The 22,296-nt window shown below is 57.2% G+C and carries 20 protein-coding genes and 1 riboswitch; of the genes, 12 read left to right on the forward strand and 8 right to left on the reverse strand.

Annotated features, from left to right (window positions below):
• Positions 1-1,116: an ABC transporter ATP-binding protein gene (locus tag ISF27_RS05930; RefSeq protein WP_194610130.1), complete on the forward strand. Its 1,116-nt coding sequence runs from the start codon at positions 1-3 to the stop codon at positions 1,114-1,116.
• On the opposite strand, the gene ISF27_RS05935 is transcribed toward ISF27_RS05930, so the two are convergent.
• Entirely contained in the window at positions 1,106-1,798 is a 693-nt protein-coding gene (locus ISF27_RS05935; protein WP_194610132.1) for a hypothetical protein, read from the reverse strand. The genes ISF27_RS05930 and ISF27_RS05935 overlap by 11 nt on opposite strands.
• 106 nt (positions 1,799-1,904) lie before the next feature.
• Here ISF27_RS05935 and ISF27_RS05940 point away from each other — a divergent pair, with 106 nt between their 5' ends.
• A complete protein-coding gene (locus tag ISF27_RS05940) occupies positions 1,905-2,453 on the forward strand; it encodes a YesL family protein (protein WP_194610134.1) in 549 nt (182 codons plus the stop codon).
• Between the two features lie 166 nt (positions 2,454-2,619).
• On the opposite strand, the gene ISF27_RS05945 is transcribed toward ISF27_RS05940, so the two are convergent.
• On the reverse strand, positions 2,620-4,002 hold the full coding sequence (locus tag ISF27_RS05945; RefSeq protein WP_235986047.1) for an MATE family efflux transporter: 1,383 nt from the start codon (positions 4,000-4,002) through the stop codon (positions 2,620-2,622).
• A gap of 97 nt (positions 4,003-4,099) precedes the next feature.
• On the opposite strand from ISF27_RS05945, the gene ISF27_RS05950 reads away from it, so the two are divergent.
• The 5 genes from ISF27_RS05950 (at position 4,100) to ISF27_RS05970 (ending at position 9,630) form a co-directional block, all read left to right on the forward strand.
• Complete coding sequence (locus tag ISF27_RS05950) at positions 4,100-5,752, forward strand: MATE family efflux transporter (RefSeq protein WP_235986048.1); 1,653 nt, start codon at positions 4,100-4,102, stop codon at positions 5,750-5,752.
• A gap of 96 nt (positions 5,753-5,848) precedes the next feature.
• Positions 5,849-6,802 carry a DMT family transporter gene (locus ISF27_RS05955; protein WP_235986049.1) on the forward strand — a complete coding sequence of 318 codons (954 nt, stop codon included), beginning with the start codon at positions 5,849-5,851 and terminating at the stop codon, positions 6,800-6,802.
• A 41-nt stretch (positions 6,803-6,843) separates the two neighbouring features.
• Positions 6,844-7,584, forward strand: a complete 741-nt coding sequence (gene surE, locus ISF27_RS05960; protein ID WP_194610136.1) for a 5'/3'-nucleotidase SurE — start codon at positions 6,844-6,846, stop codon at positions 7,582-7,584.
• Positions 7,585-7,705: 121 nt separating this feature from the next.
• A complete protein-coding gene (locus ISF27_RS05965; protein ID WP_194610138.1) occupies positions 7,706-8,677 on the forward strand; it encodes an aldo/keto reductase in 972 nt (323 codons plus the stop codon).
• A 32-nt stretch (positions 8,678-8,709) separates the two neighbouring features.
• The gene (locus ISF27_RS05970; RefSeq protein WP_407926058.1) at positions 8,710-9,630 is read left to right on the forward strand and encodes a hypothetical protein; all 921 of its coding nucleotides are present in this window, start codon (positions 8,710-8,712) and stop codon (positions 9,628-9,630) included.
• Between the two features lie 138 nt (positions 9,631-9,768).
• On the opposite strand, the gene ISF27_RS05975 is transcribed toward ISF27_RS05970, so the two are convergent.
• The 3 genes from ISF27_RS05975 to trhA form a co-directional block, all read right to left on the reverse strand.
• Complete coding sequence (locus ISF27_RS05975) at positions 9,769-10,905, reverse strand: RNA-guided endonuclease TnpB family protein (RefSeq protein WP_194610140.1); 1,137 nt, start codon at positions 10,903-10,905, stop codon at positions 9,769-9,771.
• The gene (tnpA, locus tag ISF27_RS05980) at positions 10,902-11,378 is read right to left on the reverse strand and encodes an IS200/IS605 family transposase (protein ID WP_328701530.1); all 477 of its coding nucleotides are present in this window, start codon (positions 11,376-11,378) and stop codon (positions 10,902-10,904) included. The genes ISF27_RS05975 and tnpA overlap by 4 nt, the downstream gene beginning before the upstream one ends.
• 192 nt (positions 11,379-11,570) lie before the next feature.
• Positions 11,571-12,227, reverse strand: a complete 657-nt coding sequence (gene trhA / locus ISF27_RS05985; protein WP_328701531.1) for a PAQR family membrane homeostasis protein TrhA — start codon at positions 12,225-12,227, stop codon at positions 11,571-11,573.
• Between the two features lie 182 nt (positions 12,228-12,409).
• Here trhA and ISF27_RS05990 point away from each other — a divergent pair, with 182 nt between their 5' ends.
• Positions 12,410-13,456, forward strand: coding sequence for a threonine aldolase family protein (locus ISF27_RS05990; protein WP_194610145.1), 1,047 nt, complete (start codon positions 12,410-12,412; stop codon positions 13,454-13,456).
• 20 nt (positions 13,457-13,476) lie between these two features.
• Complete coding sequence (locus tag ISF27_RS05995; RefSeq protein WP_194610147.1) at positions 13,477-14,322, forward strand: class B sortase; 846 nt, start codon at positions 13,477-13,479, stop codon at positions 14,320-14,322.
• Between the two features lie 69 nt (positions 14,323-14,391).
• Here ISF27_RS05995 and ISF27_RS06000 read toward each other — a convergent pair whose 3' ends face one another.
• From ISF27_RS06000 to ISF27_RS06010, 3 genes are read right to left on the reverse strand one after another with little or no spacing between them, the layout of a single operon-like run.
• A complete protein-coding gene (locus ISF27_RS06000) occupies positions 14,392-15,726 on the reverse strand; it encodes a Na+/H+ antiporter NhaC family protein (protein ID WP_194610149.1) in 1,335 nt (444 codons plus the stop codon).
• A gap of 45 nt (positions 15,727-15,771) precedes the next feature.
• A complete protein-coding gene (locus tag ISF27_RS06005) occupies positions 15,772-16,812 on the reverse strand; it encodes an alpha-hydroxy-acid oxidizing protein (protein ID WP_194610151.1) in 1,041 nt (346 codons plus the stop codon).
• A 46-nt stretch (positions 16,813-16,858) separates the two neighbouring features.
• Entirely contained in the window at positions 16,859-18,388 is a 1,530-nt protein-coding gene (locus ISF27_RS06010; protein WP_194610153.1) for a C69 family dipeptidase, read from the reverse strand.
• 315 nt (positions 18,389-18,703) lie between these two features.
• Here ISF27_RS06010 and bioB point away from each other — a divergent pair, with 315 nt between their 5' ends.
• From bioB to ISF27_RS06025, 3 genes are all read left to right on the forward strand, one after another.
• On the forward strand, positions 18,704-19,687 hold the full coding sequence (gene bioB / locus ISF27_RS06015; protein ID WP_194610554.1) for a biotin synthase BioB: 984 nt from the start codon (positions 18,704-18,706) through the stop codon (positions 19,685-19,687).
• A 65-nt stretch (positions 19,688-19,752) separates the two neighbouring features.
• Entirely contained in the window at positions 19,753-20,313 is a 561-nt protein-coding gene (locus tag ISF27_RS06020) for a biotin transporter BioY (RefSeq protein WP_194610155.1), read from the forward strand.
• A 246-nt stretch (positions 20,314-20,559) separates the two neighbouring features.
• On the forward strand, positions 20,560-21,909 hold the full coding sequence (locus ISF27_RS06025; protein ID WP_194610157.1) for an MATE family efflux transporter: 1,350 nt from the start codon (positions 20,560-20,562) through the stop codon (positions 21,907-21,909).
• Between the two features lie 40 nt (positions 21,910-21,949).
• A riboswitch (cobalamin riboswitch) is annotated at positions 21,950-22,125 on the forward strand.
• Positions 22,126-22,296 lie beyond the last annotated feature (171 nt).

The raw sequence follows: 22,296 nt of genomic DNA on the forward strand, positions 1-22,296 counted from the left end.
ATGGCAAGCATCAGCTGCAAACATATCTATAAGGTTTACTCGGGCAATGTGACCGCTGTCCGGGATTTCAATCTCGATATTGCCGACAGGGAGTTTGTTGTCTTCGTCGGCCCGTCCGGCTGCGGTAAATCCACAACGCTCCGGATGATCGCCGGCCTTGAGGAGATTACCCAGGGGGAAATGTACATCGGCGACCGCCTGATCAATGACGTTTCGCCGAAAGACCGGGATATCGCGATGGTTTTCCAGAATTACGCGCTGTATCCGCACATGACGGTTTACAAAAATATGGCCTTCGGCCTGGAGCTCCGGAAGGTTCCCCGGGATGAGATCGACCGGAGAGTCCGGGAGGCGGCAAAGGTGCTGCAGATCGAGCAGTATCTCGACCGGAAGCCGAAGGCACTATCCGGCGGTCAGAGACAGCGTGTTGCCCTGGGGCGTGCCATGGTCAGGAATCCGGCGGTCTTTCTTCTGGATGAGCCGCTCAGCAACCTGGACGCAAAACTCCGGACCAGCATGAGGACGGAGATTATCAAGCTGCACAAGCGCCTTAAGACCACCTTCGTCTATGTCACCCATGACCAGACCGAAGCGATGACGATGGGAGACCGGATTGTCGTGATGAAGGACGGGATGATCCAGCAGGTGGATACCCCGCAGAACCTGTATGACAAACCATGCAATCTCTTTGTCGCCGGGTTCATCGGAAGCCCGCAGATCAATTTCCTGGATGGCGTCCTCGAGAGAAGCGGAGAACAGTGGTCAGTCAATCTCGGCGGGACAGTGATCCCCCTGGATCCCGAGAAGACAAAGGCATGTGCCGGATTAAAGGATCATGAGGGGAAAACCGTGGTTCTGGGCATCCGCCCGGAGGACATCAAGAATGATGAGGAATTCCTGGAGCGGCACAGCAATGCCAGGTTCCAGGCACAGGTGGAATTGTCGGAGATGATGGGCGCGGAGACATATCTCTATATGCTTTACCAGGGCACCAATCTCATGGCAAGGGTTGCCCCATTTGCCTCGGCGCATCGGGGCGATACAATCACAGTCGCGATGAACAACAAGAAGATTCATCTTTTTGACAAGGAGACTGAACTGGCGATCATGAATTGACCGGGGAAAATGCCCATTCGATGAAGCGGGCGAGTTCCCCGGCGTGCGGGGCATATAGGGGTGCGAACAGATAGTATTCCTTGGGGACGCCTCCGGCATCCCGCAGAAAGCGGGAATTCCTCATGGAAAGCGCATAGTAGCAGCAAGAGCCGTCGTCCTGTGTCTCGGAGAGCATATCGGGCTTAAGCGCTTCAAAGGTATCCCCTGGAAGGATCCGATCGAGGGACATCATCGGAAGCTGGCCATGAAACTCATCAAGCACGGATTTTTCGGTGATGGTAAAGTCCAGGCTGTGGGTTGTGATCTCGGCGATGATTTTGCCGCGGCTAGCCGATGCGATCTCTGCAGCCTGACCGTTCTCGTCGATATACAGCCCGTCGTCGAGGAGGATGATTTCTCCTTTCCGCCTTCCGATGAAATCCCCGTATTCCCTGGCGATCTCCTGCGCGGGGAAGCGGTTAAAATCGTCATTGGTGATGAGGCCGTCCAGCAGAACAGTTTTCCGGCTGTTCTGCCATGCCTGCATCCCCAGAAGGAAGATGCCAAAGACCAGAAATAGAGCCAGAAAATGGAATTTATAATAGTAAAGAATATAGCTGATCTTCTGGCGCGCGCTCATTTTCGAGAGCTTTTGGCGTTCTGACCGATACCAGCGGGTGAATTTATCAGGAAATTGCATCATACAGGCTCCTTTTTCCGTCATCTATGGAGGTAATTATAGCATGCGCCAGTTTTTTAATCCAGAAAATGCCTTTTGGAATTTTGTTGGCAAGCTGGCTGACGCAACGATGCTTTCGATTTTATGGCTGGTCACGAGCCTTCCGATCGTTACGCTCGGCGCGTCCACGGCGGCATTCTATGATTTTACGATGAAGGCAGTCCGGGATCAGGAAGATATGCTTTTTCACGGATATTTTGCCGCGCTGAAAAGGCACTGGAAGAAGGGAACCATCCTTGGCTTTTTCGCCGCACTGGGCATCCTGTTCTTTACTGTGGATTTCGCGGCGGCGGTCCGCTTCGGGCAGAGCGCCCAGGGAAAATGCGGGGGGCTTGCTCTTCTGGTTTTTCTTCTTGTGATGGCGGTGCTGTTTCTCAGCATCGTGATGTATGCGATGGGGCTTCTGGTGACCTTCGGGCATCCGGTAAAAAAGATCCTTCATGACGCTCCGGCCTTTGCCTTCCAGAACCTGCCGGCTACGCTGATTCTGATGGGAATCATTGCCGGGTCTTTTGTCCTGTTTTACTTTCTGAGCGGATTTTTCTTTTTCTGGGTTGGTGCCGCAATCTTCCTTTCCTCGTATCTGCTGAATGCTGTTTTCCAGAGGAGGGCGGTATAAGGGGGGATGGGAGGCCGGATCAAAATGGGGCTGCCCCCGGTTCATGCTTTCATGAATCGGGGGCAGCCCAGTCTGGTATATTGCGTTTCTTTGACCGGTTGGCCATCCTCGGGTTCCGGGCAGACGCTCTTCCGGGATTTCGGCTGTCCTCAGTCTTCTCCCGGGATCAGTCCTCCCCGATCTTTTCTTCCCGGTAAACCTTACGGAAGAAGGTGATCGACAGGATAAAGGAGACAATCTCGGCAATGAGGAAGGCAAACCAGACCATCGTGACGTCGCCGAGGCGGGAGATCAGCCAGGCAACGGGCAGGAGGACCACCAGCTGGCGCCCGACGGAGACGATCAGTGAGTACCAGCTCTGGGAAAATGCCTGGAAAACGGAACCCATCACGATGCTCGCCGCCGCCAGCGGGAAGGAGAGGCTGATAATGCGGAGCGCGGGCCTGCCGATGCGGATCATGTCCGGGGAGGCGTTGAACATTCCGAGGAGTGCGTCCGGGAACAGGTGGAAGATCAGGGTGCCGATCAGCATGACCAGGACGGCCAGCATCAGGGAAAATTTCAGTGTCTCGCGGATTCTGGGCTTCTTCCGGGCACCGTAATTGTAGGCGATGACCGGGATAATCCCGTTGTTCAGGCCGAATACCGGCATGAAGAAAAAGCTCTGGAGCTTGAAATATACGCCGAAAACGGCGACCGCGGTGGTGGCGACTGCCGTGAAGGTGCCGAGAATCTGGTTCATGCCGTAGGTCATGACAGAGCCGATGGCCATCATCAGGATGGATGGCACGCCAACGTAGTAGATGCGGCCGATCACTTCGCGTTTCGGGTGGAAGACAGAACGGAGGGAGAGCATGATGTCCGCATTTTTCTTAAGATTCAGTGTGAGCCCGATGACTGACGCCACGCACTGGCCAAGTACCGTCGCATAGGCGGCTCCGGGGACGCCGAGCTTCGGGAAGCCGAAGAGGCCGAAGATCATGATCGGGTCAAAGATAATGTTGATGACGGCGCCGGTGATCTGGGAGGCCATGCTGTAGATGGTTCGCCCGGTTGCCTGGAGGAGCCGTTCGAAGGTGATCTGGAAAAATACGCCGATGGACAGCAGGGAGCAGATGCGGATATATTCCGTGCCGTAGTTGACGATGACGGCATCGCCGGTCTGGGAGGCGATGAAGGCCTGGGCGCCGAAGATGCCGATCAGGACGAAGACCAGCCAGTTCATGATGGCGAGGAAAATGCCGTTGTTCGCGGCATCATTTGCCCGGGCGAAGCGCCGCTCCCCGAGGGAGGTGGAGAGCAGGGCATTGATGCCGACACCGGTTCCGGAGGCCAGGGCGATCATGAGGTTCTGGAGCGGGAAGGCCAGAGTGACCGCGGTCAGAGCCTGTTCCCCGATCTGCGCGACGAAAATGCTGTCCACGATGTTGTAGAGTGCCTGTACCAGCATGGAGATCATCATCGGCAGGGACATGGAGATGACCAGTTCCTTGACCGGCATGGTTCCCATGCGGTTTTCTTTTCGCTCGTTTGAAACGTTGTTTTCCATGAATGTTCCTTTACTGAAGACAATTTCTGGAGCCGCAGCCCAATTGGTAACGCAAACTATTATTATAGGGAAGATTCCCGCGCTTCGCAAGAGCTTTTTGGCGCGGAAACACGGTTTCCACGCGGCTGTCGGCTGCAGGCTGGGCATATCCCGGCAGATCCATGGGGTTTCCGGATGGCTGTGCGGCAAGTCCGTGGCATTTCTCCGGGAAACATGGTATATTTCTTTTTGTATCCGCGGCGCCAAGCGGACGGGCACGGCTGCCGCGCTGCCGCGGGGGCTGCCGGGCGCAGCTGTCTGCCGCGGAGGCTGCGGCAGACGGGAGGCTGTGCCGGGCAGAGCCGGGAAGAAAGCTGGGAACATGGTGGGAAAGGACGGGCAGATGGCAAAAAGTACAACAAAAAACATCACGGAGGGGCCGATCGCCCTGCAGATTATTGAATTTGCCCTGCCGCTTATGTTCGGCAATGTTTTCCAGATGCTGTACAATACCGCGGATTCTATCGTGGTGGGCAATTTCGTGGGCACGGAGGCGCTTGCCGCGGTTGGCGCGACAACGATGATTACCTACATGGCGATTTTCTTTTTTAACGGCTTTGCCACCGGGGCAGGTGTCGTGATCGCCAACTATTTTGGCGGAAAGAATTTTGAGCGGCTTCACGATGCGATCGAGACGACCATGGCGGCGACGCTAGCTGCCTGCCTGATCTTTACCCTGGCGGGGACGCTGGGCGCGGGGGTGATGCTGCGGCTCATGGCGACGCCGGACGATGTCCTCGGCGATGCCGAAACCTATCTTCGCATCTATTTTCTCGGGGTCACCGGCCTTCTTATTTATAATATGGGCGCCGGCATCCTCAGGGCGGTCGGCGATACCACGAGGCCGCTGTACTTCCTGATCCTGACCAGCCTGCTCAATATTTTCCTCGATATCCTGTTTGTCATCTCCTTTCACATGGGAATCGCGGGGGTCGCCTGGGCGACGATCCTATCCCAGTTTATCTCGTCGGCGATGGTCCTGCTTGTGCTCTTGCGGACGAAGGATGTCTACCGGTTTTCGTTCCGGGATATGCGGATTGACTGGGGAATCCTCAGGAAAATCTTTGCCATCGGCCTTCCCGCGGGAATCCAGTCGATCATCACGTCATTTTCCAATGTGTTTGTCCAGTCGTATATCAATTATTTCGGGTCGGTGGTGATCGCCGGATGGACCTGCTACAACAAGCTGGATCAGTTTATCATGCTGCCGATGCAGAGTATGGCGATGGCGTCGACGACCTTTGTCAGCCAGAATGTCGGCGCGAGGAAGATGAGGCGGGCGGACGAGGGGACATGGACCTGTATCCGGATCACCCTTGCAATCACCCTTGTTGTTGCTGCCCTGCTCTGGGTTTTCAGCCCGCAGGCGACACGGCTGTTCTCCGCGGATCCGGAAGTCATCGCGGCGGGCGTGCGCTTCCTCAAGGCGATCGTATTTTTTACGGCGTTTAACTGCGTGAACCAGGTTCTCGCGGGCTCCCTGCGCGGGCGCGGCGATTCACGGGGGCCGATGATCCTCATGCTGCTCGGATTTGTGGCTGTGCGGCAGACCTACCTGTTCCTCGTCACGCGCTTTTTCATCAACACGCCGGTGTCTGTCGGCTTTGGCTATCCAGTCGGCTGGATGGCAACCTGTGTCATGGAAGTGCTGTATTTCCGCCATCAGAGAAAGAAAAGGCTGGCGGCAGAGAGAGGCGCTGGTGGAATCTGAATGGAGAAAATCATGACAGCAGTATCCGCGGAGAGCATGTTATTCGGATGGCAGGTTTTTGTGGGGAGCTGAATATGAGGACGGAGGGAAAAGGTTATGTCTGAGGAGAGAACTGTCGGGGAGAGGACGGCCGGGGGGATGACTGCCCGGGAGCTGACCCGGGCGCAGAAGGTACAGCACACCCTGATGCTCCTGGTCACGGCGATGGTCTGGGGAGCGGCCTTTGTCGCGCAGTCTGTCGGCGCGGAGTATGTCGGGCCGTTTACTTATCTGGCGGCTCGCAGCTGGCTTGCCGCGGCGGCACTCGTCCCGGTGATCGCATTTGCCGACAGGCGCGCGGTCCGGGTGTACGGGATGACCTTTGCCCCGAAGACTGCGGGACAGCGGCGGGATCTGCTTCTCGGATCGCTCATGTGCGGTACCCTGCTCTGCACGGCCAGCGCGGCGCAGCAGGCGGGCATTGCCTACACGACGACGGCGAAGTCGGGCTTTATCACGGCGCTCTACTGCGTGCTTGTCCCCATCGAGCTGTCCGCGCTCGGGAAGAAGCAGGACAGGAGGATCTGGCTCTGCGTGATCCTGGCGGTCGCCGGCCTCTATCTGCTCTGTATGCACGGCGGCGAGAAGCTCGCGCTCGGCGATTCGCTGACGCTGCTCTGCGCGCTGATCTTCTCCTTTCAGATTCTCACCGTGTCGCATTTCGTGCAGCGGGTGGACGGCGTCCGCCTCGCGCAGGGGCAGTTTATCGCGACGGCGCTGATTTCCACGGTCTGTGCGCTGCTTTTTGAGTCGTTCCGGGGATCTTCCCTGATGGCCGCCCTGCCGTCGATTCTCTATGCGGGGCTCATCAGCAGCGCGGTCGGCTATACGCTGCAGATTGTCGCCCAGAGGGGGCTCGACCCCACGGTAGCCAGCCTGGCCATGTGCCTTGAGAGCGTGTTCAGCGCGCTCGCCGGCTGGCTGCTGCTCGGGCAGACGATGACGGGGCAGGAGATGGCGGGCGCGGGGATGATGTTTGCGGCGATTGTGCTTGCCCAGCTTTTTGGATGACAGCAGAGAGGACATGATTTGATGACAGCAAGGAGGATACTTTGAGGAAAATATTGGTTGTCAACGATGACGGAATAGCGGCGGAGGGGATCGCGGTTCTCGCCAGCCTCGCGAAGCGGTTCGGCGAGGTCTATGTGGTTGCCCCGGCAGAGCAGAATTCGGCGATGTCACAGCGCATTATCATTCACAGCGATTTCCATGTGCGGGAGGTTTCTTTCCCGGTCGCGGACGTGAAGGCCTGGTCGCTGGACGGCACGCCGGCGGACTGTGTGAAGCACGGCATCAACGCGATCCTCGGCTTTCGGCCGGACCTGGTCTTCTCCGGCATCAATTTCGGGTACAACGCGGGCATCGACATTCTCTACTCGGGCACCGTGGGCGCCTGCATGGAGGCGCTCGTCCAGGGAATCCCTGCGATCGCGTACTCGCTGGACAAGGTTCACGATTACCGGGTGCCGGAAAAGTATTTTGATTCTATTACAGAGAGGCTTCTGGAGACCCGGGTCGCGAAGAATGAGATTTTCAGCGTGAATTTTCCGGGCTGCGCGCCGGAAAATGTGCGCGGTGTGATGGATGATGTTCCGCCGACGCCGAGAGAGGAGAGAAAACCGGTCCGTTACCGGCTGGCCGATGAGCCGGACGGCTCCCGTCGTCTTACGATCGAGGAGTTTTATAGCGCAAAGTGGGAGGAAGGAACGGATCTCTGGGCGCTCTCCCAGGGGTACATTACCGTGCAGAAGCTGAGAAATATGGTGATCCCGCCGGAAGGCGCGGCGAGATAAGCGGCCGGCGCGGCGGGAAAGCTGGCAGCGCGGCAGTTTACGGTGGGAGTTTTTCGCCGGCCGGACGGCGGGGCAAGCGGCCCGAACTGCCGGAAAGCGGATTTCGGACAAGGAGGATAGGATGGAGTACACAGAATTTGGCAAAACAGGGCTTAAGGTTTCGCGGCTCTGCCTCGGAACCTGGGGAATTGGCGGCTACGGCTGGGATGCGAATCCGGACGATGTGCGGAAGGACGCGATCCGCGAGGCGCTCCGGCAGGGCATTAATTTCTTCGACACAGCGCCGGCGTACAATGCGGGTGCGGCGGAGCGGCTTCTGGGGGATGTCCTCGCCGAGACCGGGGAGAGGAAGAACGTGATCATTTCCACCAAGTGCGGTAATGACCTGATCGATGGCCAGTATGTGCAGATCGCGAAGCGGGACTATCTTCTCAAGCAGATCGACCGTTCGCTCAAAAACCTCCGGACAGATTATATCGATGTGTATTTTCTCCACTGGCCGGCGAAGGACGGCGACGCCGCGGAGCAGGAAGCCCTGGAGACGATGGAGGAGATTCGGAGGTCGGGCAAGGTCCGCTTCCTCGGCCTCTCGAACCACAGCCGGGAGCAGTGCGAGAAGGCGATGACGTACGCGAAGATCGATGCCCTGCAGATGCAGTTCTCCGCCCTGGTGGAGGACAACGTCTCCATTCTCGACTGGGGTGTCCGTGACCAGGGTCTCGGCACGATGGGCTACGGGCCGCTTGCCGGCGGGATCCTGACCGGGCGCTACCGGGAGGCGCGGACATACGGAAAGATGGACAACCGGAGCCGTTTCTATGACTATTATCAGGAGCCGCTGTTCTCCAGGGCGATGAAGGTGGTGAAGGTTCTGGACGAAATCTCCGCGAATCACGGCGGGGCGGCGCTCTCGGACATTATCCTCTGCTGGACGGCGAGGAAGCGCTTCCTGTCCACGGTGATCTTCGGAACCCAGAAGGCGTCCCGCGTGATCGAGAACTGCAGGAGCCTTGATCTTGCCCTCAGCGAGGAGGAGATGCGGGCGATCGACCGGGCGGCGGAAGCGTGGGCAGGAGAGAAGAAAATGGCCTGAGCGGATACCGTTGCCGACCCATTGAAGGGGAAATGCAGGTGACAGACAGAAGGATGAAGGCCCGCTACCATTTGCCGGGATTGTTTGAATTTTACGAATTGTACAGGCGGTTTCTGCCGCTTTACCGGGAACATCGCGAGTATTTCTATACCTGGTGCGAGATCGGATCCATCTACGGGGCTCCGGCGGACTGTCTCTGGGGAGGCGGCCGTGCCGGTTATGGGGACGGCGATCCCGGTGAAGTGATGGCGCTTATGCGCGAATACGGCATTTCCGCAAGACTGACGTTCAGCAATTCTCTTCTCGGACGGGAACATCTCGCCGACCGGAGGTGCAACGCGCTCTGCGCCCTATTGGAGGAAAATGCCGGCGCCGGGACGGAGAATGGCGTCATCGTCCACTCGGATCTTCTGCTCGCCTATCTCCGGCAGAAGTACCCGCGCCTCTGCTTTATCTCTTCCACGACGAAGGTGCTGACCGATTTCAGGGATTTCCGCCGGGAGCTGGGGCGTCCGGAATTCCGCTATGTCGTGCCGGATTTCCGTCTGAACAAATCCTGGACGGAGCTGGCGGAGCTTTGCCCGGAGGAGAAGGATAAGGTGGAATTCCTCTGCAACGAGGGCTGTTTTTTCGGCTGCACGGACCGGAAGGCGTGCTATGAGGCGGTGAGCCGGAAAAACCTCGGGCTGGACGGCCCGGAATTCCGCTGCCGGGCGCCGCACGCCGCGGAAGGGTATGTTTTTTCGCGGGCGATGGAGAATCCCGGATTTATCGGAACCGGGGAGATCACAGGGAAATACCTGCCGATGCATTTTTCCAATTTTAAGATTGAAGGCAGAAGCCTCGGAAGCGCGCTGGTGCTGGAATTTCTGCTCTATTACCTGGTCAGGCCGGAATGCCGGCTGAAGGTGCGGGAAAAAATCTATCTCGACAATATGCTGGATCTCTTGTGAACTACTCGGTTACAAGTAACCGAGCTTCCTGCTTCAACCACTACTGCGCTGGCTACGATGATACGTAACGGCTCGTCTTACACAGTGTCCACAGGCGTATGAGTTTGGGCTATTCCATCCCTACTGTAATATTTAGTTTTAGGCTACTTTAGTCAGTAGTCGTAATCCCTCACGTAAGATATTGATAGCGGCATTCTGGTCACGATTCATCGTAAGACCACAATCACATTTCATTGTGCGAATTGTGAGATTTTTCATCTCGGGATGTATCTTTCCACAACAATGACATATTTGTGATGACGGAAACCACTTATCTACTTTTACAAGATATTTGTTTCTTTCTGATAGCTTGTATTCAAGCATAGACAGGAACATACCGTAACCGTTATCAAGAGTAGCTTTGCCATTACCGAAGCCATGATTTGCCATAGACCTCATGTTTAAGGATTCCACGCAAACAACATCATACGAATTGGCTATCTTCGTAGATATTTTATGCAGGTTATCTAATCTCTGGTTAGCGATATGTCTATGTATCTTATTCACTTTGCGAAGTTGTTTTATATAATTATTGGATTTGATTTCATGCTTTTTAGAGCCTTGCATACGTGACAACCTACGTTGTGCCTTGGCAAGTTTGTCATGGCTTTCACGATAGTATTTGTGATTTGTTCCTACGTTACCGTTACTGTCCACATACAAGCCATTAGAAGCATAATCTAATCCGACAGCATTATTTTTATCAGCCACGTAAGGACTTACGATATTCTCAAACTCAAAGAGTACGGAGATATAATATTTGCCATCTGATTCCTGTGATACCGTAGCTGATTTTACAATCCAATCGCTATCAGGAATGCGATGGATGACGGCTTTTACTTTGCCAATCTTAGGAAGCTTGATATATTTGTTGTCTATAATGGCAACTGTCCCATGTTGATTGTTCGTAGTATAGGACTTACGGCTATGCTTTGCGGATTTGAATTTAGGAAAACCATTTTTCTTTTTGCGGGATTTGCTAAATGTATTGCGGAACGCTTCCTGTAAATCCATTTGCTTATTGGCAAGAGCAAGACTATCCACTTCCCTAAGATAAGGATAATCGTTCTTATATTTGGCAGGCGTAACAGTAGGAAATTTGCCCGTAGCTTTGTAGCCGTCAATTTTATCGGAAAGCATAAGATTATAGACCTTACGACAACAGCCAAAGGTCTTAGCAAACATAACAGATTGTTCAGTTGTGGGATGCACTCTGTATTTGATTGCTTTATTCATAACTGACAGTTCTTTTGCCTTTCAATATACTTTAGAATGTTTTCTTCTGATGTAGAGCCTATAGTTTCGCAGAAGTATGAGCCGTTCCAAAGTTGTCCCTTCCATAAATATTTACGCAAATCGGGATATTCTTTGAACAATGTATTGCCCGAAATGCCTTTGAGATACTTTACTATCTGTGTCACAGATATCTTAGGTGGAGCAGATACAAAACAATGCACATGGTCACTCTCACCTACTTTACAGTCTACGACAGTAAACCCCTTTTCATTGCCGATAGCCTTTAGGAGTTCATATAACCTGTTGGCTATCTCAGGTTTAAGGACTTTCCTGCGGTACTTTACGCACCATACTATATGATAATTGATGTTGTATACGCATGTTCGTGCGTGAGTGTATTTGTTATCCATACATATAGTATATATCAAAAGTTGCAAATACTCAACAATATACTGCATTTTTCCGTAATACATATAGTGTGTTCGGTACTATAAAATCACGGGCTTTTATCTCGGCTATAAATAGCCGAGAATTCTCGCCCGGTTACTTAAAAATCGGATCCGCGCAGAAATCTACATGACGGGGATGTCCGCAAAACAGTCCGCAAGCGGATTGCTGCGAACATCCCCGCTTTGGGCTATGCCGTCCTTTCCCGTAAGATTTTTTCAGGCAACATAGCGGTACATCATCACGAAATGGCAGAGGCTTCCGCCCATCACAAAGACATGGAAGATCTCATGGCTGCCGAAGAACGGGTGCTTTTTATTAAAAAGCGGAAGCTTCAGCGCGTAGATTACACCGCCTGCGGTATAGATCAGCCCGCCGGCGAGAAGCCAGCCGAAGGCGCCGGGGGTGAGACGGGCGAGGATGGAGCGGATTGCAGTCAGGCAGAGCCAGCCCATCGCGATGTAGATGGCGGAGGAGAGCCATTTCGGGCAGTCGATCCAGAACAGGTTCAGCAGGATCCCAACGGCAGCGATGGTCCAGACGGCGGCGAGCAGGCGAAAACCGGAGGCATCCCCGAGGATAACCGCGCAGACTGGCGTGTAGCTCCCGGCAATCAGGACATAGATCATCATGTGGTCGATTTTTCTGAGCAGCCGGTTGGTTTTTTCCGAAAGGTCAAAGGTGTGGTATACGGTGCTGGCTGTGTAGAGGAGGAACATGCTGAGCGCGAAGATGCCGAGGGCGCGGATGGCTGCCCCGCCGGCTCCTGACGCGCGGACCAGCAGGGGCACGGAGGCTACGGCGGTTCCAATCATGGCAATGAAGTGGGTCAGGGCGCTGCCCGGATCTTTAATAAAAAGAAGGTGATTTTCCACAGGATATCTCCTCTCTGAACTCATAATATAGTATTTAAAACTATGTATAGCGATACTATATACCATATCGCAAAAAATCGCAAGAGGGGTCGGCCAGGTTCCCATTCCGGTTTGTGTCCCGCCGCAACCTGTGGTATTCTGGAGGAAAACAGGGCGGCGCGTGCCGCTGGACGGAGGACACTATGGCGAGATACAATTTTTCCTGTGATTATCTGGAGGGCGCCCATCCGAAGATCGTGCAGCGGATGGCGGAGGAAAATGCGCTTCAGGAGCCGGGGTACGGCACAGATTCCGTGTCGGAGAGCGCGCGGGAGAAAATCCGCGGGGCGGTGGGGATTCCCGACGCGGAGGTGTATTTTCTCGTCGGCGGCACACAGGCCAACGCGGTGGTCATCGACGGGTTTCTCCGCCGCTATGAGGGGGTCGTTGCCGCCGGCACCGGCCATATCGCGGTGCACGAGGCCGGAGCCATCGAATACTGCGGCCACAAGGTGCTCACGATCCCTGGATGCCGGGACAAGATGAGTGCGGAGCAGCTGGAAGAGTTTATGGCCGCGTTTCTCGCGGACGAGAGCCGCGACCACATGGTCCAGCCCGGAATGGTCTACATCTCCCTCCCGACGGAGTTCGGGTCACTCTACTCCGCTGGGGAGCTCGCAGCGCTTCACGAGGCCTGTCTCAGGCACCATCTGCCGCTCTATGTGGACGGCGCCCGGCTCGCCTATGCCCTTGCAGCACCGGAAAATGACATCACGCTGCCAGTTCTCGCTGCGAACTGCGAGGCGTTCTACATCGGCGGGACGAAGTGCGGCGCCTGGCTCGGGGAGGCGGTTGTCTTCCCGAAGCGCGGGACGATTCCGCATTTCTTCACCCTGGTCAAGGAGCACGGCGCGCTTCTCGCGAAAGGGCGGCTTGCCGGGATTCAGTTTGACACGCTGTTCACCGACAACCTCTATGAAGAAATCGGGAAAAATGCGATCCGCGCGGCGCAGGAGATCCGGAAGGTTCTCCGGGCTTGCGGTTACCGCTTCTTTTCGGAGAATCCGACCAACCAGATCTTCATTATCCTTCCGGATGAACAGTATCGGGCGATTTCCGGGGAGGCTGTGCTCGGTTTCTGGGAGAAGGCGGATGAGACCCACACGGTGGCCCGCATCGCGACAAGCTGGGCGACGACCGCGGAACAGACAGAATATCTCTGCCGTGTGCTGAAAGAGCACGCAGAGTAAGCAGGGATGCGGGAGGGCTTATGGAAAAAAAGAAAAAAGGTGGAGCTGCCGGTCGGGTGATTTCCCTCCTTATCCCGGCAGTCCTGCTCGTGATTTTTGCCTACAGCAGCTATATGCTGGCCACCTCGCTTCTGCGCTACCGGGAGGCGGACCGGGATTACGCGGAACTAGGGAAAATGATCACCGTGGAGACGTCCGTGGAGGCCACCGCAGGGGGCAATACGGATGCCGCGGAGGCCGGTACTGTGGCGCCGCAGGCAGAGCCGCTGCCGGATTTTCCGCCGCTTGCCATCGACTACGCCGGCCTTGCCAGGGCGAACGCGGATTTTGCCTGCGTTATCCATATCCCGGCGCTCGGGGTGACCTACCCGGTCACCTACACGGAGGATAATGACCGGTATCTGACGGAGACCTTCGACGGGAAACGGAATCCCGCCGGCAGCATCTTTGTCGACAGCTATGCCGCCCGCGGTTTTACGGACCGGAAGACCATCATATACGGGCATAACATGAAAAACGGCAGCATGTTCGGGAAGCTGAAAAATTTCAGCCGTGACCCGTCGCTTGCTGCCGCAGATCCGTATTTTTTCCTGTATTTTCCGGATCGGATCGAGAAATATCGAATTTTCGCGTATTTTGTGATTTCTAATGAAGATGAGACCATCTACAGCCCGGTTGGGAGTGATGAGGAATACGACCGGGTGGTCCGCGTGAGCCAAGGGAAGTCCGCCTATCAGCCGTCGGATCTGGAGTTTGATTTTGCTGGCCGGCCGCGCCTGGTCACGCTCTCCACCTGCTACGGGAGCGGCCACACGGACAATTTTGTTGTCCAGGGCGCGCTGGTGGACACCAAGGCCGCGGAGTGAGGAAGCAGCGCCCCGCGGACCGGGACGCCCCGCAGCCCCGCAGGGGGGCAAAAGCCGCGCGGCGGGCATTCAGGCGGCTTCCTGCGGGGCAGATTTCCGTTTTCCTGAGACCGCGATCGAGATCAGCGCGGCGATCATCAGGAGGTACGAGTACCAGCAGCATCCTACAACCTGGAACGGGCTCCCGAGATTTTCCAGCAGGGCGCAGGCGTAGAGCACCTGCGCGCCGTACGGGATGATGCCCTGGACGACGCAGGAGAAGATGTCGAGCAGCGACGCCGTCCGCTTCGGGTCTACGCCGTAGGTCTCGCTGATGTCCCTGGCGACCGGTGCGCTGATGATGATGGCAACCGTGTTGTTCGCGGTGGCGAAGTCTGTCAGGGCGACCATCGCGGAGATGCCGAGCTCCGCGGATTTCCTCCCGCGGATGATGCCGCGGACTTTTTCCAGGATCCAGTCCAGGCCGCCCTCGCCGGTCACCATCGCGCCGAGGCCGCCGGTGACCATGGAGAGGAGGAAGATCTCGAACATGCTGGTGAATCCCTGGTAAATGTTATTGGCAAAGCCGAGCAGGCTGAAGCTGCCGGAGAAGATGCCGATCGCCCCGGAGAGCAGGATTCCGCCCACGAGAACCATGAAGACGTTCATGCCCAGAAGGGCGCTCACGAGGACGAAGGCATAGGGCAGGATGCGGATCGGGTCGACGGGATAGCCCTGCACGGCAGGAACCGTATCCGGGCGGCCGAAGGCGAGGAGAAGGACGACGGTCAGGATGGCCGCCGGGAGGGCAATCCGGAAATTTTCCCGGAATTTGTCCTTCATCTCCACCCCCTGGGTTCTCGTCGCGGCGATCGTGGTGTCGGAGATCATCGACAGGTTGTCGCCGAACATCGCGCCGCCGATCGTGGCGCCGACGATGAGATGCACATTGAGGCCGCCGGCCTCGGCGAGGCCGATGGTGATGGGGGTCACGGAGACGATGGTCCCCACGCTGGTCCCGGTCGCCAGGGCGATGAAGGCGGAGATGACGAAGACGCCCGCAGCGAGAAACTGGGGCGGGATGACCGCCATGCCCATGTTGACCGCGGCGTCGATGCCGCCCATCTCCTTGGTCACGGTAGTAAATGCGCCCGCGAAAATATAGATCATGCACATCGTCATGATATTTTCATCCCCGCAGCCTTCCATGAAGGTGTGGAGCTTTTCCTCCATGGTTCCCTTCATCATGATGAAGGCGGCGATGATGCCCACAAACGCCGCGATCGGCGTCGGCAGCTGGTAGAAGGCGGATTCGACGCCCTGAAGATTCAGGATGACGCCGGTGGCCAGATAGACGCCCACAAAGATGAGAAAGGGAATCAGGGCTTTCCCGTTGGGCTTTCGCTGTTTTCTGCTGTTTTCCATACTTTCCCCCATAAAAAATTTGGTTTTTTCGTCGGATTTCCGGCATCAGAAGGCGACATATCCGGATGAAGGCTTGAACAGGTTCTCCTTGGAGATCTGCTTCAGTGAGGCGGTGCCGCACATCCGCATCGTGTCGCGGAGCTCGCTGCCGAGCTTCTCGATGTAGAGCTTCACGCCGCCTTTTCCGCCGCCGTACACCGCGGTGACGAAGGGACGGGCGATCAGGACACCGTCCGCGCCGAGCGCGAGTGCCTTGAAAATGTCTGTGCCGCTGCGGATTCCGCCATCGACCAGGACGAGGACATTTCCCCCGACCGCCTCGCGGATTTCTTCCAAAACCTCCGCGGTGGACGGGGTCTGGTCAAGAACGCGGCCGCCGTGGTTGGAGACGATGATGGCGGACGCGCCCGCCTTGGCAGCGTCGACGGCACCGCGGACGGTCATGACGCCCTTCACAATAAACGGCTTGCCGGCATCGCGGACGATCTCCGCGAGTTCAGCAACGGTCTTGCTTCCCGCTGGCGGGGTGAGGCCCTGGAGGAACGGCAGCCCGGCCGCGTCCACGTCCATGGCCACGGCGAAGGCGCCCGATTCCCGGACAAGCCGGAGCTTTTCCCGGATGGTATTGCTGTCCCAGGGCTTTACCGTCGGTATGCCGACGCCGCCCTGCGCCCGGATCGCCTTCGTGGCGGCCTTCATGACCTCCGGATTCGTGCCGTCGCCGGTGAATGCGGCGATGCCATTCTCCGCGCAGGCGGAAACGAGGATGTCATTGTAGGCGATGTCGTCCAGCTTGTCGCCGTAGTGCAGGTTTACGGCACCCACCGGGCCGGCAAAGACCGGGTAGCGCATGGTATGGCCGAAAAAGTCAAAGGTTGTGTCCGGCTCGCGGTTTTCGGCGATGGTGTTCATGTTGACGCGGATTTTCTGCCAGGCTTCATAATTTCGGATGGCGACATCCCCGGTTCCCTTGGCGCCGGGTCCCGGGATCTGATTTCCGCAAGCTTTTCCGTTGCAGACCGGGCAGGCCTTGCAGTGAGGACCCATGCTGCTGCGTGCCGCTTCCAGAAGTTCCTGATAAGTCATTGTGCATTCCTCGATTCTGCCCTGAGGCGATAAGATGGAGAGACGGTCAGTGGTCGTTTCTCGCGTACTGGTTCTGCATGTTGTTGGCGGCGATGAGGAGAATCTCGCGCAGTGCCGCGTCTGTCTCCGCACGGGCGGCGTCCGCGAAGGCGTCATTCGCCCGCTCGGCAAAGCGGAGCTCGGAAGCCTGGACTGCGTCGCCATTTTCCTCCGCCTGCTTCTTCGCATCTTTATATTCCCTGTCAAAGCGGGCGATGAGCTCGTGCGCCCTTGCCCCGGCGGCCTCCTGGTAGCGCTCTATCTGCTGGATGCATTTTCCATAGTGGGCGTCCGCAAGGGCGCCGATCAGGCGGCTTGCCCAGTAGAAGTTATCTGTGGAGACGCGGCCGGTGGTGTTCGCGAGATAGTCCGGCGTCCGCTCGATATTCGTGTACTGAGGGATCAGGACATTGAACGGGTTTGAGGCGAAGGCGATCCATTCCACCGCGCAGAGTTTTTTCGGCGCGTACGGGCGGAGCTGGAAAATGCCCAGGAAGTCGTTCCGGTTGACGCCGATGAAGCGGTAGGCGCCCCGCATGTCCGGATTTCCGTATTTTGCGTATGGGTTATAGGGCGTGCCCTGGTAATAGCTGGAGAGAATATATTTCACATCCTCGACGGTGATTTTGCGCTCGGGAACCCGGCACCATGGGATATCGTCGGATTCCGGTGTGAAATCGGCATCCGGGCCGTCCCAGCGGCAGGTCCGCGGATTCAGGAAGCGCTGCATGTACCATGCCCGCGGGGTGTTGTAGCAGTGGTCCGCGTCCGAGTGGCTGCCGAAGGTGTCGCGGGCGTTCAGCCTGCCGTCCAGGGAGAGGTCGAGGTGATTCTCCTCGAGGAAGGATTCCATGTCCGCGGAGCACATGAAGTTTTTCTGTTTGCCCAGGGCGTCTTTCAGGTCGAAATCGTCGATCCCCAGCTGGTTGGGCATGGTGACATAGCTGTCGTCCGGCACGCGGCGGGCGATCCAGTGATGGCCGCCGACGGTCTCAAACCACCAGATTTCATCGACGTCGGCAATCGCGATGCCGTTGCTCTCATAGGTGCCGTAGGTCTCATGCAGCAGGCCGAGGCGGGCGACGCCCTCCCGCGCGCTGTGGATGTAGGGGAGGGTCAGGACGACGAGGTCTTCCTCGCCAATGCCGCCGGGGACTTCCGGCCGAAAATCCGGTGTCCCCTCTGTTCCCTCCGCGGGCTGAAGCTTTACCAGCGGATCCGCGCCGAGAATGCGCTCGTTCGAGGTGATGGTCTCCGTCGCGGTCATGGCGACATTGGCTTCATTGACGCCGGCGGCAGCCCAGATCCCTTTTCCGGGGATGGCGTTCGGCGTCGCGGTATAGCGCATGGGGTGATCGGGAAGTTCCACCTCCACGTGGGAGAGCACAGAACGGTAGTGCCGAGGCTGCTTTTCCGGAAGGACAACCGTGAATTTTTTCGGGGTGAAATATCCGGCGCCGGAGTCATCGTTTCTGGCGATGATCGTGGAGCCGTCATAGCTTGCTTTTCTGCCGACAAGAATTGTTGTACAGGGCATGGGCATACCTCCTTGAATTGAAAACAATTAGTTCTATTCTAGCAGATTTTTTGAGAAATACATCAAAGAGCGGGGCATCCCCGGTGATTTTTCGTCTCCGGGGATGCCCCGCAGCTCTATCCGGAACCAGCCGGTCGAGAGAAAATAAGAATCATTTTGACATTGTAAACAATAATAAAAAGAAAGTTGACATTTTGCCCGCCGACCGTATAATGGAAAAAGAATGTAAACTAAAAATGCAGTTACGGTTAACAATTACAGCCTGAAGCGATGTGCCGGGCGCTTAGAAAACCGGATGGAGGAAAAATGACAGAGATTCGAAAATTGGCGGATGAGATTCTTGCCGGGAGGCGGCTTACGCGGCAGGAGGAGTGCCTCGGCATGGTCACCGCGGATCTTGCGGAGCTTTCCCGGGAGGCGGACCGGATTCGGGAGAAAGCATGCGGGAACCGGGTCTCCCTCTGCGCGATTATCAATGGAAGAAGCGGCCGCTGTTCGGAGGACTGCAAGTTCTGCGCGCAGGCCAAGTGCAATGCCACGGGCGTAGAGGAGTATGGTTTTCTTGACCCGGAGGAGATCGTCGAGGACTGCAAAAAACATGAGAGGCGGGGCATCAACCGGTATTCCATCGTGACGGCGGGGAGGACGCTGGCGGGGAAAGACCTGGATACGGCAGTCGAGGCCTACCGCCGGATGCATGAGGAGTGTCCGGGGATCGCACTCTGCGCTTCCCATGGCCTGGTTTCCGCGGAGGGGCTCCGGAGGCTTAAGGAGGCCGGAGCTACCCGGTACCACTGCAACCTGGAAACCTCAAGGCGGTATTTCGCGAAGATCTGTTCCACCCACACCTACGATGACAAGATCCGGGAGATCAGGATGGCGCAGGAGGCCGGCATGGAGGTCTGCTCCGGCGGCATCATCGGCATGGGCGAGGCCTGGGAGGACCGCATCGATATGGCACTGACCGCCGCTTCCCTGGGTGTCCGTTCGATCCCCATCAATGTGCTGAGACCCATTCCGGGAACGCCGCTCGAGCATGTCGCCCCGATCAGCAACGATGATGTGGTCCGCACGGTTGCCATGTTCCGGTTTATCGCGCCGGAGGCGGATATCCGGATTGCCGCCGGGCGGAACGCATTTTCCGACGGCGGGCGGGTGCTCTTCCAATCGGGAAGCAATGCCACGATCACCGGCGATATGCTGACGACCACGGGATGCAATATCAGCCAGGACAGGCAGATGTTCACGGAGATGGGCTGGTCCCTGCTTCCGGAGGGCGCCATGTCTTTCGCGGAATGAAACTGTACAGCACATGCGGGGGCTGGACAGTTACCACAGAATAAGGAATAAAGGAGAATAGGAAAATGAAGGAATCCAGAATCAGGCGCAATGTGTTGATTGCCGTCATGGCGGCGGTGATCTGTATCCTCGGGCCGCTGTCCATCCCCATCGGGCCGGTGCCGGTGACGCTCACCAATTTTGCGATCTATATCACGATGTACGTCCTGGGAACGCGGGACGGAGCTATCGCCTACCTGCTCTATATGCTGATCGGCCTTGCCGGCCTTCCGGTCTTCTCCGGTTTCACCGGCGGCCCGGCGAAACTGCTCGGCCCCACCGGCGGGTATCTGATCGGATTTCTTCCCATGGCACTGATCGCCGGCGCGGTGATCGTGAAGGCTGGCCGCAAGCCGGTGCTCTCTGTGATCGGCATGTTCGCCGCAACCTGGGTTCCGTATCTTCTCGGTACGGCGTGGCTTGCTTACAGCGCGCACATGACGTTCGGCGCCGCGTTCGGCGTCGGTGTCGCCCCGTTTCTTGTGGAAGATTTCTGCAAGATGGTTGCCGCGGCGGTTGTCGGTCCGCTGCTGTACTCGGCGCTCAGCAGCGCCGGCCTTCTCCAGGTATCCGCGCAGAGAAGATAATCACGAGCGGCCTGCCGCCTCTCGTTTTCCGCTGTGATTACAGGCTGTCCCGGTCTCACGGTTTCGTGTGATCGGGGCAGCCTTTTTCTGTGTGTGCCGGACGGCGGCGCGCCTTTGTGCCTCTCTCGCGGATAGCCGGAGCGGAATGAGGATCCGCCAGATGACCGAAAAAAATTGCCCGGCCCATGGTTTTGCGGTATAGTGAGTTCGGTTCTTTTTCAGTAGATGCTTAGGAAGGTGTGATGTATGCGCAGGATCAATTCAAGGCAGGTGGATATGCTGAACGGGCCTCTGGCTGGGAAGATCGTCCGTTTCGCGCTGCCGCTTGCAGCTTCCAGTGTCCTCCAGCAGCTTTTTAACGCGGCAGATCTCGCGGTGATCGGGCGGTTCGAGAATTCCACGGCGATGGCAGCGGTGGGGTCAAATGCCGCGATCGTCGGCCTTATGGTCAGCCTCTTTGGCGGCCTCTCGCTGGGCACAAATGTCCTTGTGGCAGCACTGATCGGCCAGAACCGCAGGGAGAAGATCGGTGACGCCGTGCACACCAGCATCGCGATGGCGTTTCTGAGTGGCATCCTGATCTGGCTGCTCGGCCTTGTTCTCGCGCCGGCGATCCTCCGGGCGATCAGCACGCCGGATGAGGTTCTGCCGCTCGCCTCTCTCTATCTTCGGATTTACTTCGGCGCGATGCCGTTTATGCTGGTCTACGATTTCGGCTCCTCGGTGCTCCGGGCAAAAGGAGATTCCGGCCGGCCGCTCCGGGTCCTCATGATCTCCGGCATGCTGAATGTGGTCCTGAACCTGTATTTTGTCGGGGTCTGCCACCTCAGCGTGGCCGGTGTGGCGATCGCCACGGTGCTCTCGAATATCCTCAGCGCTGTCCTGGTGCTGGACTTCCTCGGGCACGAGGAGGAAGCGTTCCGGTTCTCCTTCCGGAAGCTCAGGATTTCCGCGCGGGAGGCGAAGCGGATCATCGCGATCGGCGCTCCCGCCGGCCTTCAGGGCATGGTCTTCAATATTTCCAATGTTGTGGTCCAGTCCGGCGTCAACAGCTTCGGCGCCGACTGCATCGCCGGCAACACGGCGGCGCAGAATTTCGAGTATATGGCGTACTTCGTGATCTTCGCCTTCGCCCAGACCGCGACCACCTTCACCAGCCAGAATTTTGCGGCGGGAAAATATGACCGCTGCCGGAAGGTTTACCTTATCACGACGATGATCGGCTTTTCCGCCACCTTCGCGGTCAGTATGCTTTTCTACGGGTTCCGGAATACCCTGATCCAGATCTTCACGACAGATCCCGGGGTTATTGTGTACGCCTTTGCCCGGTTCCGCTATATCGGGAACATGGAGCTTTTGACCGGCACCTACGAGATTTCCGGCGGCTGCCTGCGCGGCCGCGGTCACTCGGTGATCCCGATGGTGATCACGATGATCGGATCCTGCGCGTTCCGCCTGATCTGGATCGCCACTTTTTTCCAGAGCCATCACACGATCGAAAATCTGCTCATCATTTATCCGATTTCCTGGGTTTTGTCGGGTATCGCGATGAATATTGCCCTTGCGATGGACGTCCGCAGGGTGTATGCTGGATGATATCTGAATAGCGGTGCCTGAGGTGCCGGCCCGGAAGACGAAGAACCGCGCCATGCGCGGCGGGCTTCCCCGGACCGGAGAATAGGGAAGCCGGTGGGAATCCGGCACGAACTCGTCACTGTATCCGCGGCATCGGCCATTTTCCCCGGCGGATTCCGGGAAGGCGGCCGTGCGGACCGCGCAAGCCAGGAGACCTGCCCCAGACGGTGCGATAACCACGAGCGACTGGCTGCACGAACATGAGGGGATTGTATCCCGGAGAGAATGGGGAAAGTATGGCCTGCCGCATATGCGGCAGGCCTTTTGCTGCCCATAAGAATCGTGGCTGCCGCGGGAACAATCCTGCTCGCGGCAGGAAAAAAGACCACTGGCCTTCCCACGGGACAG

The organism is Clostridium vitabionis (assembly GCF_015351765.1).
Taxonomy (GTDB): domain Bacteria; phylum Bacillota; class Clostridia; order Lachnospirales; family Lachnospiraceae; genus Clostridium_R; species Clostridium_R vitabionis.